General features: G+C 66.2%; 25 protein-coding genes. All 25 read left to right on the forward strand.

Annotated elements, in window-relative coordinates; translation table 11 throughout:
• Positions 1-325: 325 nt before the first annotated feature.
• Positions 326-2,026 carry a DUF4012 domain-containing protein gene (locus LXM64_RS02550; RefSeq protein ID WP_234074506.1) on the forward strand — a complete coding sequence of 567 codons (1,701 nt, stop codon included), beginning with the start codon at positions 326-328 and terminating at the stop codon, positions 2,024-2,026.
• A gap of 118 nt (positions 2,027-2,144) precedes the next feature.
• Positions 2,145-3,608: a sugar transferase gene (locus tag LXM64_RS02555; RefSeq protein WP_234075517.1), complete on the forward strand. Its 1,464-nt coding sequence runs from the start codon at positions 2,145-2,147 to the stop codon at positions 3,606-3,608.
• Between the two features lie 188 nt (positions 3,609-3,796).
• Positions 3,797-4,357: an LPXTG cell wall anchor domain-containing protein gene (locus tag LXM64_RS02560; protein ID WP_234074507.1), complete on the forward strand. Its 561-nt coding sequence runs from the start codon at positions 3,797-3,799 to the stop codon at positions 4,355-4,357.
• 413 nt (positions 4,358-4,770) lie between these two features.
• Positions 4,771-5,079, forward strand: coding sequence for a 30S ribosomal protein S10 (gene rpsJ, locus LXM64_RS02565; RefSeq protein WP_045246810.1), 309 nt, complete (start codon positions 4,771-4,773; stop codon positions 5,077-5,079).
• Positions 5,080-5,087: 8 nt separating this feature from the next.
• Positions 5,088-5,747 (forward strand): 50S ribosomal protein L3, encoded by a 660-nt coding sequence (gene rplC / locus LXM64_RS02570; RefSeq protein ID WP_137418052.1) that lies wholly within the window; start codon positions 5,088-5,090, stop codon positions 5,745-5,747.
• Positions 5,748-5,751: 4 nt separating this feature from the next.
• Positions 5,752-6,411, forward strand: coding sequence for a 50S ribosomal protein L4 (gene rplD, locus LXM64_RS02575; protein WP_234074508.1), 660 nt, complete (start codon positions 5,752-5,754; stop codon positions 6,409-6,411).
• A complete protein-coding gene (gene rplW / locus LXM64_RS02580; protein WP_137418050.1) occupies positions 6,408-6,707 on the forward strand; it encodes a 50S ribosomal protein L23 in 300 nt (99 codons plus the stop codon). Before rplD ends, rplW begins: the two co-directional genes overlap by 4 nt.
• A gap of 24 nt (positions 6,708-6,731) precedes the next feature.
• Entirely contained in the window at positions 6,732-7,571 is an 840-nt protein-coding gene (gene rplB, locus LXM64_RS02585) for a 50S ribosomal protein L2 (protein WP_137418049.1), read from the forward strand.
• 11 nt (positions 7,572-7,582) lie between these two features.
• Positions 7,583-7,864 (forward strand): 30S ribosomal protein S19, encoded by a 282-nt coding sequence (gene rpsS / locus LXM64_RS02590; RefSeq protein WP_053546372.1) that lies wholly within the window; start codon positions 7,583-7,585, stop codon positions 7,862-7,864.
• Between the two features lie 23 nt (positions 7,865-7,887).
• Positions 7,888-8,283, forward strand: a complete 396-nt coding sequence (gene rplV / locus LXM64_RS02595; RefSeq protein WP_137418048.1) for a 50S ribosomal protein L22 — start codon at positions 7,888-7,890, stop codon at positions 8,281-8,283.
• Positions 8,283-9,041: a 30S ribosomal protein S3 gene (rpsC, locus tag LXM64_RS02600; RefSeq protein WP_137418047.1), complete on the forward strand. Its 759-nt coding sequence runs from the start codon at positions 8,283-8,285 to the stop codon at positions 9,039-9,041. Before rplV ends, rpsC begins: the two co-directional genes overlap by 1 nt.
• Positions 9,041-9,460: a 50S ribosomal protein L16 gene (rplP, locus tag LXM64_RS02605; protein ID WP_137418046.1), complete on the forward strand. Its 420-nt coding sequence runs from the start codon at positions 9,041-9,043 to the stop codon at positions 9,458-9,460. Before rpsC ends, rplP begins: the two co-directional genes overlap by 1 nt.
• Positions 9,460-9,771 (forward strand): 50S ribosomal protein L29, encoded by a 312-nt coding sequence (rpmC, locus tag LXM64_RS02610; RefSeq protein WP_137418045.1) that lies wholly within the window; start codon positions 9,460-9,462, stop codon positions 9,769-9,771. The genes rplP and rpmC overlap by 1 nt, the downstream gene beginning before the upstream one ends.
• Positions 9,771-10,103 (forward strand): 30S ribosomal protein S17, encoded by a 333-nt coding sequence (gene rpsQ, locus LXM64_RS16030; RefSeq protein ID WP_267955120.1) that lies wholly within the window; start codon positions 9,771-9,773, stop codon positions 10,101-10,103. Before rpmC ends, rpsQ begins: the two co-directional genes overlap by 1 nt.
• A 34-nt stretch (positions 10,104-10,137) precedes the next feature.
• Complete coding sequence (rplN, locus tag LXM64_RS02620) at positions 10,138-10,506, forward strand: 50S ribosomal protein L14 (RefSeq protein WP_045246799.1); 369 nt, start codon at positions 10,138-10,140, stop codon at positions 10,504-10,506.
• Between the two features lie 5 nt (positions 10,507-10,511).
• A complete protein-coding gene (gene rplX, locus LXM64_RS02625) occupies positions 10,512-10,871 on the forward strand; it encodes a 50S ribosomal protein L24 (RefSeq protein WP_137418043.1) in 360 nt (119 codons plus the stop codon).
• Positions 10,871-11,461 (forward strand): 50S ribosomal protein L5, encoded by a 591-nt coding sequence (rplE, locus tag LXM64_RS02630; protein ID WP_137418042.1) that lies wholly within the window; start codon positions 10,871-10,873, stop codon positions 11,459-11,461. The genes rplX and rplE overlap by 1 nt, the downstream gene beginning before the upstream one ends.
• An 88-nt stretch (positions 11,462-11,549) precedes the next feature.
• Positions 11,550-11,948, forward strand: coding sequence for a 30S ribosomal protein S8 (gene rpsH / locus LXM64_RS02635; protein ID WP_137418041.1), 399 nt, complete (start codon positions 11,550-11,552; stop codon positions 11,946-11,948).
• A 6-nt stretch (positions 11,949-11,954) separates the two neighbouring features.
• On the forward strand, positions 11,955-12,491 hold the full coding sequence (rplF, locus tag LXM64_RS02640; RefSeq protein ID WP_137418040.1) for a 50S ribosomal protein L6: 537 nt from the start codon (positions 11,955-11,957) through the stop codon (positions 12,489-12,491).
• 2 nt (positions 12,492-12,493) lie between these two features.
• Positions 12,494-12,853, forward strand: a complete 360-nt coding sequence (gene rplR, locus LXM64_RS02645) for a 50S ribosomal protein L18 (RefSeq protein WP_137418039.1) — start codon at positions 12,494-12,496, stop codon at positions 12,851-12,853.
• Entirely contained in the window at positions 12,850-13,542 is a 693-nt protein-coding gene (gene rpsE / locus LXM64_RS02650; RefSeq protein WP_137418038.1) for a 30S ribosomal protein S5, read from the forward strand. Before rplR ends, rpsE begins: the two co-directional genes overlap by 4 nt.
• Complete coding sequence (rpmD, locus tag LXM64_RS02655) at positions 13,542-13,727, forward strand: 50S ribosomal protein L30 (protein WP_137418037.1); 186 nt, start codon at positions 13,542-13,544, stop codon at positions 13,725-13,727. Before rpsE ends, rpmD begins: the two co-directional genes overlap by 1 nt.
• Positions 13,727-14,287, forward strand: a complete 561-nt coding sequence (rplO, locus tag LXM64_RS02660; protein ID WP_234074509.1) for a 50S ribosomal protein L15 — start codon at positions 13,727-13,729, stop codon at positions 14,285-14,287. The genes rpmD and rplO overlap by 1 nt, the downstream gene beginning before the upstream one ends.
• Before the next feature lie 137 nt (positions 14,288-14,424).
• The gene (gene secY / locus LXM64_RS02665) at positions 14,425-15,750 is read left to right on the forward strand and encodes a preprotein translocase subunit SecY (RefSeq protein ID WP_137418035.1); all 1,326 of its coding nucleotides are present in this window, start codon (positions 14,425-14,427) and stop codon (positions 15,748-15,750) included.
• Entirely contained in the window at positions 15,747-16,337 is a 591-nt protein-coding gene (locus LXM64_RS02670) for an adenylate kinase (protein WP_234074510.1), read from the forward strand. The genes secY and LXM64_RS02670 overlap by 4 nt, the downstream gene beginning before the upstream one ends.
• The last annotated feature ends 3 nt before the right edge of the window (positions 16,338-16,340 follow it).

Genomic DNA, 16,340 nt, shown 5'->3' on the forward strand with positions numbered 1-16,340 from the left:
GCACCCGAGCATAGTCTGAGAGGACAGGACATCAGCCACCGGGAACCGCTCGTACGTCTCACCGTGGTGGCCGTTCGCGGTGAACTGCCGGGCGCGGTGCTGTACCAATAGAGGATTGACTGGTGTGGGCCGCCCGTGGAGGCGCCGTCTGATCTGAAGGGCAGCGGTATCGCAAGTGGAACATTCCCGTGGTGGTCCTTCTCTGCCGACGACGCGCCGAGCGTATCGTCAGCGATCATCGGAAGCTCCCCGCCGACGTGCATGGCCGTGGGTGACCGGCGGACTCGTCTCGCTCGGACTCGCTGGGACAGCCGTAGTGGGAATCATGGCGGTCCAAGCGATGCAGGTGCGTGACGACCTGCTGGGTGCGAAAGAAGAAGTCGCTCATCTCGTCGAACTGGCGCGCTCCGGCGACAGTTCGGCGGTCGAGACCGCCGCGCAGACCGTCCTCTCGCAGACGGTTCGCGCCTCCGACACAGCGAACGGCCCGCTTTGGCGTATGGCTGCGGCTGTGCCCGGGGTCGGTGACAACGTCCGCGCGGTGTCAGCAGCGGCAGACGCCACACGCGTTCTCGTCGAGCGGGGACTCCCTCCCGCGCTCGACATTCTTGCGGCCACGGATGCCGGTTCGTTGACGCTGGCCGATGGTGGCGTGAATCTGGCGCCGTTCCAGGCCGCTCAACGGGCATTGCCGGAGATTTCCGCAGCGCTCGCAGAGGCGAAATCGATGATGGCTGACGTGCGTGTCGATCGAGTGGCCGGCCCTGTTGCGGATGCACTGGAACAGCTCACTTCCGCTATCGACCATGCGGGACCCGCTCTCGAGTTGGCAGACAAGTATCTGCCGACCGTCCTCGAAATGGCGGGTCAATCAAGCCCCCGCGACTACCTGATCCTCTTCCAGAACAACGCCGAAGCGCGTGCGACGGGCGGCAACCCCGCGGCGAGTTTCGTCCTGCATGTCGAGGGCGGACGGCTCGAGATGACTCAGCAAGCGAGCGCGACGACCTTCGACATCATGCAGGTCTCTGAACGCGTCTATCTCGAGCTCCCGGAGGAGAACCTGGCGCTCTATTCGTCGGAGTTCAACCGGGCTCCGCAGAACTACAACTACACGCCCAACTTCCCGACGACCGCGAGACTCTTCCAGACGCTCTGGTCGCGAACGATGAATCTGGACGTGGACGGCGTGATCTCGATCGATCCCGTCGTGCTCGCCTACATGCTGCAAGTGACCGGGCCGATCAGCTTGGAGACGGGGGAGGAGCTGTCTTCGGCCAACGCGGTGAAGGTCCTCCTCAGCGATACGTATGAACGTTTCGGAAATGACGGAATGGCAGCGGATGCCTACTTCGCAGACGTCGCCTCCCGGGTCTTCCAGCGCGTCGTGTCCGGCGGCTGGGACCCGGTGGCGATGTTCGGGGCACTGACGCAGGCGGCCGAGGATCAGCGCGTCTACATGTGGTTCCCGCGCGACACCGATCAGGCGCTCGCGACCGAACTGGGCCTCGATGGAACGCTCACCGCCGACAACTCGAAGACCACGCAGGTCGGCATCTTCGTCAACGATGCGTCGTACGGAAAGCTCGAGTACTACCTCCAGAAGTCCGTCTCGGTGGACTGCGACCCGGCCTCCGGGACGATCCACACATCCATGACGTTGTCGAGTTCAGCGCCTACGGGCGGTCTCAGCCCGTACACGCTCGGTCAGCGAAACGCCGCTTGGGGTATTCCCCTGACCAGCATGATTCTCAATGTGCTGTTCTTCGCGCCTCCGGGGGCGGAGATATCGGCCACAGAGCCGATGCGCGGCGATGTGCAGGATTGGGACCGAGCGACGACCGAAGAAGGACACCCGGCTGAGAGCCGAACGATCATCCTTCCTGCGGGCGAGACGCGGGTCGTTTCTTTCGACTTCACGCTCCCTCCCGGCGCTAGCCCGATCTCACTCCGCTACACACCCGGGGTCAACCCGACGGACGTGACCATCGCCAGCTCGTGTGCCGAGATGACTGCGTCCGGCTGATAACGTGGGCGGAACGGCTCTTGGGGAGCCGGGTTGGATACCGGTGCTGGTGGCCCGCTGTCCGATGGGGGGAACGTGAATGACGCTCGAGGCTCGGCAAGAGTTTGCGTTGCACGAGGTGGAACAGCAGGAGGCCGCAGGGGTGGTGGCTGACGCTCCTTCCCGTTCGCTGAAATGGCCTCGCCGCTACGCAGGCAGGCTGCTGTTCAGCGACTTCGCCGTCGTGGTGGCGACTCTGAGCGCCTACGCGCTCTGGCTGCCCGAGGCGGCTGACAACCTCGACTGGCCCGGAGGCCCGACCGTTCCCTATTGGGTGGTCGTCGTGGTCGTCGGCGTCATCTGGCTCCTCACCCTCGATGCCGTCGACTCCCGCGATCGGCACATCGTCGGGCACGGCTTCACCGAGTACCAGCGGATCATCCGCGCATCCCTCTTCGCGTTCGGACTCATCCTCGCGGCCTGCTTCTTCCTCCGCATCGACCTGGCGCGTTCGCTCTTCCTGTTCGCGCTGCCCGTGGGGGCGGCGCTTCTGATTCTCTCGCGCTGGGTATGGCGCCAGTGGCTGCGACGGCAGCAGCGCCACACTCGATACGTTCACCGCGCCGTGGTCATCGGATCTCCGGCCAAGGTCGCGCACGTCGTCCGCATGATCCACACGACCGAAGGCACCGGGATCGCCATTGTCGGTGCGGTGACCGACGCGGGTCTCGGCCCGCGCATCGGACCCGTCCCGGTTCTGGGGACCTTCGACGACACGGAAGCCGTGGTGGACTCTGTTCGTGCTGACACCGTCATCGCTGCGGGGTCGGATGACCTGGACCCCAAGACGATGCGCCGGCTGGGGTGGGCCATGGCGGAGCGCGACGTCGACTGGGTGGTCGCTCCGGCTCTGACCGACGTCGCAGGTCCCCGCATCCACGCGCGTCCTGTCGCGGGGCTGCCCCTCGTGCATGTCTCCTTCCCGAAACTGGACGGCGCCAAGCGCTTCCTCAAGCGGGCATTCGACATCGTCGGTTCGGGAGTGCTCATCGTGGCCGCGTCACCCCTCATGCTCGTCGTGGCGATCGCCGTGAAGGCAGAGAGCCGCGGGCCACTCATCTACCGCCAGGAGCGCATCGGCCGGTTGGGGCAGCCCTTCGGGATGATCAAGTTCCGCTCCATGGTCGCGAACGCGGACGACCAGCTCGCCTCGCTGCTCGATCTGCAGGGGACGACGGATGAGCCGCTGTTCAAGGTGGTCAACGATCCGCGGATCACCCGCGTCGGGCGCTTCATCCGCAAGCACTCCATCGACGAACTGCCCCAACTGTTCAACGTCTTCGCGGGCGACATGAGCCTGGTGGGTCCGCGCCCCCAGCGTCACGCCGAGGTGGCGCTCTACGACGAGGCTGCGCACCGTCGACTTCTGGTCAAGCCCGGTATGAGCGGCCTGTGGCAGGTGAGCGGCCGCTCATCGCTCTCGTGGGAGGACGCGATCCGCCTCGACCTGTACTACGTCGAGAACTGGTCGTTCACCCAAGACGTCATCATCTTGTTCCGCACCGTGCGGGCGGTACTCGCCCCGGGCAAGACCGCCCACTGATCCTGTGGATCGGTGAGGTTACGGAGACGTAAAGAAACGACCCTTACCATGCCCCCGACTTGTGAGTGCGCTGGGAGAAGAGCTAGCGTGGCCTGCGGGGGTAGGCTGGGCGATTCGTCCCTCAGTCCAACTCCCGGACCATCCTGGTACCCATTGAGGCTGCGCCTCACACCCCCACGGAGTTGAAAATGAAGAGCCTTCGCACCAAGATCGCAGCGGTCATCCTGACCGCTGCCGCCCTCGTTGCCGCTCCCGCGGCAGCGCAGGCTTATGTCCCCACACCCGGCGACCCCGAGGCGACCACCTCGGGCGCTCCTGTTCCCGGCGGCACGGTGACGCTCGTCGCCACCGCCTTCGACGGCAACACCCCGATCAGCTTCGTCGTCACCGGCGAGAACGGCGCGGGCATCACTCAGGCCTCGGTCAAGCTGGCCATCAGCTCGTCGCCGACGTTCAGTACGACGACTAATGCAGCGGGCAACGCGTCCTTCAACGTCAAGCTGCCCTCGAACGCCACCGGCACGTACGACGTGGCGGTCACCGGTCAGAAGAACGGCGTCACGGTCACCGAGACGACCAGCTTCGCGGTAGGCACCGGAAGCGGCGGCACCGGCTCGGGCACGGGTCTTCCCGCGACCGGTGTCGACAGCGGTTCGCTGATGGGCGTCTGGATCGGCGGCGGCGTGCTGCTGCTCGGTGGCCTCGCGGTCACCGTGTTCGCCGTGCGTCGTCAGCGCCAGGGCGCCTGACACACCACGCTCAACGACAGAACCCCCGGGCTGAAGCCCGGGGGTTCTGTCGTTCTCCTCGACACGCCGCTCCGACACGCCCGAGTTTGCGACACGCCCGGGCGACACGTAGACTAGTCAGGTTCCACATTCCGGGTGCTTTGCTGCCCGGATCACTGCCAGGGCAGTGCATAGATCAGCGCCTCGAGCGCGGGGTCTAGGCCGCGGGCAGCAGAACGACATCTCCCACACTTCTTCCCGGAAACGGGCGTGCACTGCGCGTGGAGTGCGGGGCCGGCGTCGGAAGACGTCGGTTTGACACGAGAACAGTGGTGCAGCATCACCGCGAAAGCGGGAGAAGTGCCCGGCGCGCAAGCGTCACCGTGCGTCCGATGCCCTCAGAGGTATGACGCGAGAAAGAGAGTGAGCAGACTATGGCGGGACAGAAGATCCGCATTCGCCTGAAGTCGTACGATCACGCGGGGCTCGACAGCTCGGCGCGCAAGATCGTCGACACCGTGACCCGAGCCGGCGCCACCGTCGTCGGCCCCGTGCCGCTGCCGACCGAGAAGAACGTCGTGGTCGTCATCCGGTCGCCCCACAAGTACAAGGACAGCCGCGAGCACTTCGAGATGCGCACCCACAAGCGCCTCATCGACATCATCGACCCGACGCCCAAGGCCGTCGACTCGCTGATGCGTCTCGACCTTCCGGCCGACGTCAACATCGAGATCAAGCTCTGAGGTTCGACATGGCTGACATCAACTCCAAGATCTCCCAGGGCCTCCTGGGCACCAAGCTCGGCATGACCCAGGTCTGGAACGAGCAGGGCAAGCTCGTCCCCGTCACGGTCATCCAGATCACCCCGAACGTGGTCACGCAGATCCGCACTCCCGAGAAGGACGGCTACAACGCCGTTCAGATCGCTGCGGGTCAGATCGACCCCCGCAAGGTCACCAAGCCCCTCGAGGGCCACTTCGAGGCTGCCGGCGTCACGCCGCGCCGCCACGTCACCGAGATCCGCACCGCGAACGCCGCTGACTACTCACTCGGTCAGGAGCTCACGGTCGACGGTGTCTTCGAAGCGGGCAAGCTGGTCGACGTCGTCGGCACCAGCAAGGGCAAGGGCACCGCGGGTGTCATGAAGCGCCACAACTTCAAGGGCGTCTCCGCCTCGCACGGTGCGCACCGCAACCACCGCAAGCCCGGTTCCATCGGTGCCTCGTCGACGCCCAGCCGCGTCTTCAAGGGCATGCGCATGGCCGGCCGCATGGGTGGCGAGCGCGTGACCGTCCTCAACCTCACGGTGCACGCCGTCGACGCCGAGAAGGGTCTGCTGCTCGTCAAGGGCGCTGTGCCCGGCGCTCGTGGCCGCATCGTCTACGTCCGCAACGCAGTGAAGGGTGCCTGAGAACATGGCTGACTCGACTCTCGCGCTCGACGTCGTGAAGGCAGACGGCAAGAAGGCCGGCTCCGTGGAGCTGCCCGCCGCCCTGTTCGACGTCAAGACGAACATCCCCCTCATCCACCAGGTCGTCGTCGCGCAGCTCGCGGCGGCTCGCCAGGGCACGCACTCGACCAAGCGTCGTGGCGAGGTCTCCGGTGCCGGCCGCAAGCCCTTCAAGCAGAAGGGCACGGGTAACGCCCGTCAGGGCTCGATCCGTGCGCCGCACATGACCGGCGGTGGCATCGTCCACGGTCCGAAGCCGCGCAACTACTCGCAGCGCACGCCCAAGAAGATGATCGCGGCCGCTCTTCTGGGCGCGCTGAGCGACCGTGCTCGCGGCGAGCGTCTGCACATCGTCGACTCGTTCGGCGTCGAGGGTGCTCCCTCGACGAAGGCCGCTGCCGCGGTGCTGAACGCGCTGACCCCCGCGAAGAACGTCCTCGTCGTCATCGAGCGTGACGACGAGCTGAGCCTGCTGAGCGTGCGCAACCTCGCGTACGTCCACGTGCTCGCCTTCGACCAGCTGAACGCCTATGACGTGCTCGTCTCCGACGACATCGTCTTCACCAAGGCCGCCTACGACGCGTTCGTCGCGTCGCGGACCGCCACCGAGGAGGTCTCGGCATGACCGCCGTCAACAAGGACCCGCGCGACATCATCCTGAAGCCGGTCGTCTCCGAGAAGAGCTACGGGCTGATCGACGAGGGCAAGTACACGTTCTACGTGGACACCCGCGCCAACAAGACCGAGATCAAGCTCGCCATCGAGAAGATCTTCGGTGTCAAGGTCGCTTCGGTCAACACGATCAACCGCGTCGGCAAGGCCCGCCGCACCCGCTTCGGCATCGGCAAGCGCAAGGACACCAAGCGCGCCATCGTCACCCTGAAGTCGGGCACCATCGACATCTTCACGGCAGTCGGCTGACGGTCGGGATAGAGGACACAGATTATGGCTATTCGCAAGTACAAGCCGACGACCCCCGGTCGTCGCGGCTCGTCGGTGGCGGACTTCGCCGAGATCACGCGATCGACGCCCGAGAAGTCCCTGCTGCGCCCGCTGAGCAAGACCGGTGGACGTAACAACCAGGGCCGCATCACGACGCGTCACATCGGTGGTGGCCACAAGCGCCAGTACCGCGTGATCGATTTCCGTCGCAACGACAAGGACGGAATCAACGCGAAGGTCGCTCACATCGAGTACGACCCCAACCGCACCGCGCGCATCGCGCTGCTGCACTACGTGGACGGCGAGAAGCGTTACATCCTCGCGCCCAACAAGCTGCAGCAGGGCGACATCGTGGAGTCGGGCGCCGGCGCTGACATCAAGCCCGGCAACAACCTGCCGCTGCGCAACATCCCCACCGGTACCGTCATCCACGCCATCGAGCTCCGCCCCGGCGGCGGCGCGAAGATGGCCCGCTCCGCCGGCGCCAGCGTGCGTCTGGTCGCGAAGGACGGTCCCTACGCGCAGCTTCGTCTGCCCTCCGGCGAGATCCGCAACGTCGACGCGCGCTGCCGCGCGACGATCGGCGAGGTCGGCAACGCCGAGCAGTCGAACATCAACTGGGGCAAGGCCGGCCGCAAGCGCTGGAAGGGCGTCCGCCCGACCGTCCGCGGTGTCGCGATGAACCCGGTCGACCACCCGCACGGTGGTGGCGAGGGCAAGACCAGCGGTGGACGCCACCCGGTCACGCCGTGGGGTAAGGCCGAGGGCCGCACCCGCCACGCCAACAAGGAAAGCGACAAGTACATCGTCCGCCGTCGCACCGCCGGCAAGAAGCGCAAGTAGGAGTCAAGAAGATGCCACGCAGTCTGAAGAAGGGCCCCTTCGTCGACGAGCACCTGCTTCGCAAGGTTGTCTCGCAGAACGAGGCGGGTTCCAAGAACGTCATCAAGACCTGGTCGCGCCGATCGATGATCGTGCCCGCGATGCTCGGTCACACGATCGCGGTCCACGACGGTCGCAAGCACATCCCCGTGTTCGTGAGCGAGACCATGGTCGGCCACAAGCTGGGCGAGTTCGCGCCCACCCGCACCTTCCGCGGCCACGTGAAGGACGACAAGAAGGGCCGTCGCCGCTGACGCGGTGACGCAGAGGAGAAGAAATGGTGGAGTCCATCGCACGCGTGCGACACATCCGCGTGACCCCTCAGAAGGCTCGTCGTGTCGTCGCTCTCATCAAGGGCAAGCAGGCTGAAGAAGCTCTCGCGATCTTGAAGTTCGCGCAGCAGAGCGCCAGCGAGCCCATCTACAAGCTGGTCGCCTCGGCGATCGCGAACGCCCGTGTGAAGGCGGATGCGGCAGGCGAGTTCTTCGACGAGCAGGATCTGTTCGTCAAGAACGCGTTCGTCGACGAGGGCACGACGCTCAAGCGTTTCCAGCCCCGCGCCCAGGGCCGAGCGTTCCAGATCAAGAAGCGCACCAGCCACATCACCGTCGTCCTGGCGACGCCCGAGGTGGCAGAGACCGCCCCGGCCCAGAGCAAGAAGGCGAGCAAGTAATGGGACAGAAAGTCAACCCGTACGGCTTCCGCCTCGGCATCACCACCGACCACGTGTCGCGGTGGTTCTCGGACTCGACGAAGCCCGGACAGCGCTACGCCGACTACGTGGCCGAGGACATCAAGATCCGTAAGCTCCTGCTGTCGAGCCTCGACCGTGCAGGCGTGAGCAACATCGAGATCGAGCGCACCCGTGACCGCGTGCGCGTCGACATCCACACCGCGCGTCCCGGCATCGTGATCGGCCGTCGTGGTGCGGAGGCCGAGCGCATCCGCGGCGACCTCGAGAAGCTCACCGGCAAGCAGATCCAGCTGAACATCCTCGAGGTCAAGAACCCCGAGGCCGACGCTCAGCTCGTCGCGCAGGGCATCGCCGAGCAGCTCTCCGCACGTGTGGCCTTCCGCCGCGCGATGCGCAAGGGCCTGCAGGGCGCTCAGCGCGCCGGCGCCAAGGGCATCCGCATCCAGGTCTCCGGCCGCCTCGGCGGCGCCGAGATGAGCCGTTCGGAGTTCTACCGCGAAGGCCGTGTGCCCCTGCACACCCTGCGTGCGAACATCGACTACGGCTTCTACGAGGCCAAGACCACCTTCGGCCGCATCGGCGTGAAGGTCTGGATCTACAAGGGCGACCTCACCAACAAGGAACTCGCTCGCGAGCAGGCCAACGCGCCGAAGTCCCGCGGTCGCGACGACCGTGGTGGCGACCGTCGTCGTGGCCCCCGCAACGAGGCCCCCGTCGCAGAAGGAGCGTCTGCCTGATGCTTATTCCCCGCAAGGTCAAGTACCGCAAGCAGCACCACCCCAAGCGTGACGGCCAGGCCACCGGCGGCACCCAGGTGTCGTTCGGCGAGTTCGGCATCCAGGCGCTGACCCCCGCTTACGTGACCAACCGTCAGATCGAGTCCGCTCGTATCGCCATGACGCGTCACATCAAGCGTGGTGGAAAGGTGTGGATCAACATCTACCCCGACCGTCCGCTGACCAAGAAGCCCGCCGAGACCCGCATGGGTTCGGGTAAGGGCTCGCCCGAGTGGTGGGTCGCGAACGTCAAGCCGGGCCGCGTCCTGTTCGAGGTCGCGGGCGTCAACGAGCAGCTCGCTCGCGAGGCGCTGACCCGTGCCATCCACAAGCTGCCGCTGAAGGCACGCATCATCAAGCGCGAGGAGGGCGACGCGTAATGGCGATCGGCACCAAGCAGCTCGCCCCGAGCGAGCTCGACACGTTCGAAGACCAGCGCCTCGTCGAGGAGCTGCGCAAGGCCAAGGAAGAGCTGTTCAATCTGCGCTTCCAGTCGGCCACCGGCCAGCTCGAGAGCCACGGCCGCATCCGTGCGGTCAAGCGCGACATCGCGCGGCTCTACACCGTGATCCGCGAGCGCGAGCTGGGCATCCGTGCCACGCCCGTCGCCGCTGAGCCGGCGAAGGCGAAGAAGACGAAGGCGAAGAAGACCGAGGACACCTCGGCCGCCGCCGAAGGAGAGGCTGAGTGATGGCCACCACGAAGAAGGCTGCAGAGGTCGAGCAGGCCGCTGGGCACGAGAGCTCGGAGCACGACGTCCGTGACGCCGGCGCCCGTGGCTACCGCAAGGCACGCCGCGGCTACGTCGTCAGCGACAAGATGGACAAGACCATCGTCGTCGAGGTCGAGGACCGTGTGAAGCACCCGCTCTACGGCAAGGTCATCCGCCGCACCTCCAAGGTCAAGGCGCACGACGAGGGCAACACCGCCGGCATCGGCGACCTGGTGCTCATCAACGAGACCCGCCCGCTCAGCGCCACCAAGCGCTGGCGCCTGGTCGAGATCCTCGAGAAGGCCAAGTAAGCCTCGGGCTTACTTGGAACCCAAGGAGTAACAAGTGATTCAGAACGAATCCCGCCTCAAGGTCGCCGACAACACCGGCGCCAAGGAGCTGCTCACGATCCGTGTGCTCGGCGGCTCCAACCGGCGCTACGCCGGCCTGGGCGACGTCATCGTCGCCACGGTCAAGGACGCGATCCCCGGCGGCAACGTCAAGAAGGGCGACGTGGTCAAGGCCGTCGTCGTCCGCACCGTCAAGCAGACCCGTCGTCCCGACGGTTCCTACATCAAGTTCGACGAGAACGCCGCCGTCATCCTGAAGAACGACGGGGAGCCCCGCGGCACCCGTATCTTCGGCCCGGTCGGTCGTGAGCTTCGTGACAAGAAGTTCATGAAGATCGTCTCGCTCGCTCCGGAGGTGATCTGACCCTCATGGCCAAGATCAAGGCAGGTGACCTGGTTCAGGTCATCACTGGTAAGAAGCAGGACAAGGGCGGCGACCGCGGCAAGCAGGGCAAGGTCCGCAAGGTCCTGACCGAGCAGAACCGCGTCATCGTCGAGGGCGTCAACTACGTCACCAAGCACACGCGGGTCGGCCAGACCCAGCGCGGCACCAAGACCGGTGGCATCGAGACGACCGAAGCCCCCATCCACATCTCCAACGTCGCCCTCGTCGACCCCTCGACCAAGAAGCCGACCCGTGTCGGCCGTCGTGTCGAGGAGCAGGTCAAGGACGGCGTCAAGCGCACCGTCCGCGTGCGCTACGCGAAGAAGTCAGGTAAGGACCTCTGATGAGCACCGCCACTGCCGCGGAGGCTGGCAAGACCCAGCCCCGCCTGAAGCAGAAGTACAACGCCGAGATCAAGAAGGCGATGCAGGACGAGTTCGGTTACGCGAACGTCATGCAGATCCCCGGTCTGGTCAAGGTCGTCGTGAACACCGGTGTCGGCGAGGCAGCTCGCGACAGCAAGGTGATCGATGGCGCGGTCGACGACCTCACCAAGATCACCGGCCAGAAGCCGGTCGTCACGAAGGCCCGCAAGTCGATCGCGCAGTTCAAGCTGCGTGAGGGACAGGCCATCGGTGCGCACGTCACCCTGCGCGGCGACCGCGCCTGGGAGTTCATCGACCGTCTCGTGAACCTCGCGCTGCCCCGCATCCGCGACTTCCGTGGTCTGAACGAGCGCCAGTTCGACGGCCACGGCAACTACACGTTCGGTCTGCAGGAGCAGTCGGTCTTCCACGAGATCGACCAGGACAAGATCGATCGCGTCCGCGGTTTCGACATCACGATCGTCACCACGGCGAACACGGACGACGAGGGCCGCGCTCTGCTGCGCCACCTCGGCTTCCCGTTCCGCCAGGCGGACGCTCAGGCGTAACACCCCCGTGCCGGCATCCGTCGGCATCCACCACAGGTCGGCCGTCGTGTAACGGCGGTCGAAACCTGGTGAACGAAGGAAAACCATCATGACGATGACAGACCCGGTCGCAGATCTGCTGACCCGTCTGCGCAACGCGAACTCGGCGCACCACGACTCCGTGTCGCTGCCGAGCTCCAAGCTCAAGACCCACATCGCCGAGATCCTCCAGCAGGAGGGCTACATCTCCGGCTGGGAGGTCACCGATGCGCGTGTCGGCCAGACGCTGACGCTCACGCTGAAGTACGGCCCGAACCGCGAGCGGTCGATCGCCGGCATCAAGCGCGTGTCGAAGCCCGGCCTCCGCGTGTACGCGAAGTCGACCGAGATCCCCAAGGTCCTCGGCGGCCTCGGCGTCGCGATCCTGTCCACCTCCTCTGGCCTCCTCACGGACCGTCAGGCCGAGTCGAAGGGCGTGGGTGGGGAAGTCCTCGCCTACGTGTGGTGACCTGATATGTCGCGTATCGGACGTCTTCCCATCGACATCCCCGCCGGCGTCACCGTTTCGGTGTCCGGCCAGGATGTCTCCGTCAAGGGCCCCAAGGGTGAGCTCACGCTCACCGCTGCCCACCCGATCGAGGTCAAGGTGGAGGAGAACCAGGTTCTCGTCACCCGCCCCGACGACGAGCGCGAGTCGCGGTCGCTTCACGGCCTGACCCGCACGCTCATCAACAACAACATCATCGGCGTCACCCAGGGCTACACCAAGGGCCTCGAGGTCGTCGGTACGGGTTACCGCGTCGCGCAGAAGGGCTCGTCCGTCGAGTTCGCGCTGGGCTTCTCGCACCCCGTCCTGGTCGACCCGCCTGCGGGCATCACGTTCACGGTCGAGGGCAACAACAAGCTCACCGTCAGCGGGATCGACAAGCAGGCCGTCGGTGAGGCCGCTGCCAACATCCGCAAGATCCGCAAGCCCGAGCCGTACAAGGGCAAGGGTGTGCGCTACGCCGGCGAGGTCGTCCGGCGCAAGGCCGGAAAGGCTGGTAAGTAACCATGGCCGTGACTTCCAAGTCCGAGGCCCGCGCTCGTCGCCACTCGCGTCTTCGCAAGAAGATCGTCGGCACCGCCGAGCGCCCCCGCCTCGTCGTGACCCGTTCGGCCCGCCACGTCTTCGTGCAGGTCGTCGACGACAGCAAGGGCCACACCGTGGCCAGTGCGTCCACCCTCGAGACCGATCTGCGTGGCTTCGACGGCGACAAGACCTCGAAGGCCCGCAAGGTCGGCGAGCTCGTCGCCGAGCGCGCGAAGGCTGCCGGCGTGGCTGACGTCGTCTTCGACCGTGGCGGCAACCGCTACGCCGGTCGTGTCGCCGCGATCGCCGAGGGCGCCCGCGAAGGAGGGCTGAACCTGTGAGCGATGCAACGAACACCAACCAGGAGACCGAAGTGACCGATGCCACTCAGGCGGCGGCGACGGAGACGGCGCCCGCCGAGCGTGAGCGGGAGCCGCGTCGCGGTGGCCGTGAGCGCAACGCCAACCAGCGTGACCGCGGGTCGCGCGACCGCTCGGAGAGCCAGTTCCTCGAGCGCGTCGTGACCATCAACCGCGTGTCGAAGGTCGTCAAGGGTGGCCGTCGCTTCAGCTTCACCGCTCTCGTTGTCGTCGGTGACGGCAACGGTGTGGTGGGTGTCGGCTACGGCAAGGCCCGTGAGGTCCCGCTCGCGATCTCGAAGGGTGTCGAGGAAGCCAAGCGCAACTTCTTCCGCGTCCCCCGTTCGGGATCGACCATCCCGCACCCGGTTCAGGGTGAGGCCGCTGCGGGCGTCGTCCTGCTGCGTCCCGCCGCTGCCGGTACCGGTGTTATCGCCGGTGGCCCCGTGCGCGCCGTGCTCGAGTGCGCCGGTATCCACGACGTCCTCTCGAAGTCCCTCGGCTCGTCGAACACGATCAACATCGTGCACGCGACCGTCGAGGCCCTGAAGCAGCTCGAGGAGCCGCGTCAGGTGGCTGCCCGTCGTGGCCTCGACTTCGACCAGGTCGCTCCGGCCCGTCTGGTTCGCGCCGAGGCTGAGGCCGCGGCCGCATCGAAGGTAGGTGCCTGATGGCTCAGCGTCTGAAGGTCACGCAGGTCAAGTCCAAGGTGAGCGAGAAGCAGAACCAGCGTGACACGCTGCGCAGCCTCGGCCTCAAGCGGATCGGCGACTCGGTCGTCCGCCCCGACGACGCGCAGACGCGCGGTTACGTCAAGGCCGTCGCTCACCTCGTGAAGGTTGAGGAGATCGACTAATGGCTGAGAACGAGAACGTCGAGCAGGCGGCTGAGAAGCCCGCTGCCAAGACGACCCGTAAGCCCGCCGCCAAGAAGGCCGCTGCGCCCAAGGCGGAGAAGAAGGACGTCGCCGTGGCGCGTCCGGGCGTGCTGAAGGTGCACCACCTTCGTCCCGTCCCCGGGTCCAACACCGCCAAGACCCGCGTCGGTCGTGGTGAGGGCTCCAAGGGTAAGACCGCCGGCCGTGGCACCAAGGGCCAGAAGGCCCGCTACCAGGTCAAGGCCGGCTTCGAGGGCGGGCAGATGCCGCTGCACATGCGCACCCCGAAGCTGCGCGGGTTCAAGAACCCGTTCCGCGTCGAGTACCAGGTCGTGAACCTGGACAAGCTCGCGGAGCTGTACCCGTCCGGTGGCGACGTGACCGTCGTCGATCTGGTCGCCAAGGGTGCGGTTCGCAAGAACGAGAAGGTCAAGGTGCTCGGCACCGGCGAGATCTCGGTGAAGCTGAACGTCGAGGTCGACAAGGTCTCCGGCTCCGCTGAGCAGAAGATCGTCGCCGCGGGCGGCACCGTCAAGTAAGCCGCGTGCAGGGGCCGGAGGATCTCTCCGGCCCCTGTCGCATACCCGGAGGATGCGGCCGCTCGTCACGCGCGGGGTGGGATACCCTGGTGATCTGTGCGCCTCCTGCGCCGGGAACCCTTTCTGGAGGAATCCACGTGTTCAGCGCCATCGCGCGCGTGTTCCGCACGCCTGACCTGCGTCGGAAGATCGCTTTCACCCTGGGCATCATCGTGCTGTACCGTCTCGGTGCACATGTGCCGTCGCCGTTCGTCGACTTCCCGAACGTTCAGTCGTGTCTCGCCGACACGTCGAACACGCAGGGCGTGCTCTCGCTCGTCAACCTCTTCTCGGGCGGCGCGCTTCTTCAGCTGTCGATCTTCGCGCTGGGTGTCATGCCCTACATCACCGCGACGATCATCGTTCAGCTGCTGCGCGTGGTCATCCCGCACTTCGAGACCCTCTACAAGGAGGGCCAGTCGGGCCAGGCTCGTCTGACGCAGTACACGCGTTACCTGACGATCGCCCTCGCCCTGCTGCAGTCCACGACCCTCGTGACCGTCGCGCGCAGCGGCCAGCTCTTCGGCAACACCGGTGTCGCCTCCTGCGAGCAGCTGCTGACGAACGACGCGTGGTGGGCCCAGCTGCTCATGATCATCACGATGACCGCCGGTACCGGCCTCATCATGTGGTTCGCCGAGCTCGTCACCGAGCGCGGTATCGGCAACGGCATGTCGCTGCTCATCTTCACCTCGATCGCTGCGACCTTCCCGGCCGCGATGTGGTCGATCTGGCAGGCCCGCGGTTTCGAGGTCTTCCTGCTCGTCCTCGCAGTCGGTGTCGTGATCGTGGCCCTCGTCGTGTTCGTCGAGCAGTCCCAACGCCGCATCCCTGTGCAGTACGCGAAGCGGATGGTGGGCCGCCGCACCTACGGCGGGACGAACACCTACATCCCGATCAAGGTCAACATGGCGGGCGTGGTGCCGGTCATCTTCGCCTCGTCGTTGCTCTACATCCCCGCGCTGATCTCGCAGTTCAACCAGACTCCGGATGCCGACGGCGCACTGCCGGGCTGGGTCGTGTGGATCCAGAACTACCTGACGCGTGGCGACCACCCGCTGTACTGGCTGCTGTACTTCCTGCTGATCGTCGGGTTCACCTACTTCTACGTCGCGATCACCTTCAACCCGGTCGATGTCGCCGACAACATGAAGAAGTACGGCGGATTCATCCCCGGCATCCGTGCCGGCCGTCCCACGGCGGAGTACCTCGACTACGTGCTCACCCGCATCACGCTGCCAGGCTCGATCTACCTGGGTCTGGTCGCACTGATTCCGCTGATCGCCCTGGCGACAGTGGGGGCGAACCAGAACTTCCCGTTCGGCGGCACCTCGATCCTCATCATGGTGGGTGTCGGACTCGAGACCGTGAAGCAGATCGACGCGCAGCTGCAGCAGCGCCACTACGAAGGGCTCCTGCGATGACCGCGCGCCTGCTGATCGTGGGGCCCCAGGGCTCCGGCAAGGGCACGCAGGGCGTGCGGATCGCCGAGGCGTTCGGCGTTCCGGCTGTGTCGACGGGCGACGTGTTCCGCGCGAACATCTCCGAGGGCACCGCTCTCGGCCAGCAGGTGCAGGCCATCATCGCGGCGGGGAACCTCGTCCCGGACGAGCTCACCAGCGCCGTCGTGCGCGACCGGCTCGCCCAGGACGACGCGGCTCCCGGCTTCCTCCTCGACGGCTACCCCCGCAACCTCGGCCAGGTGGGCGACCTCGACGCCTTCCTGGAGGAGCGAGGCGAGAGCCTCGACGCCGTGATCGAACTGAACGTGCCGCGCGACGAGAGCATCGCCCGTCTGACCAAGCGTGCCGCGGAGCAGGGTCGTACCGACGACACGGCCGAGGTCATCGCGCACCGGCTGAGCATCTACGAGAACGAGACGGCGCCGATCCTCGACGTGTACCGCGAGCGCGGCCTCGTCATCGCGATCGACGGCATCGGCTCCCTCGACGCGATCACCGAGCGCATCCTCACGGCTCTGATCGCACGCGGGCTGACGCCGGCGTCCTGAGCC

It is taken from the genome of Microbacterium binotii (genome assembly GCF_021398715.1).
Classification (GTDB): Bacteria; Actinomycetota; Actinomycetes; order Actinomycetales; family Microbacteriaceae; genus Microbacterium; species Microbacterium binotii_A.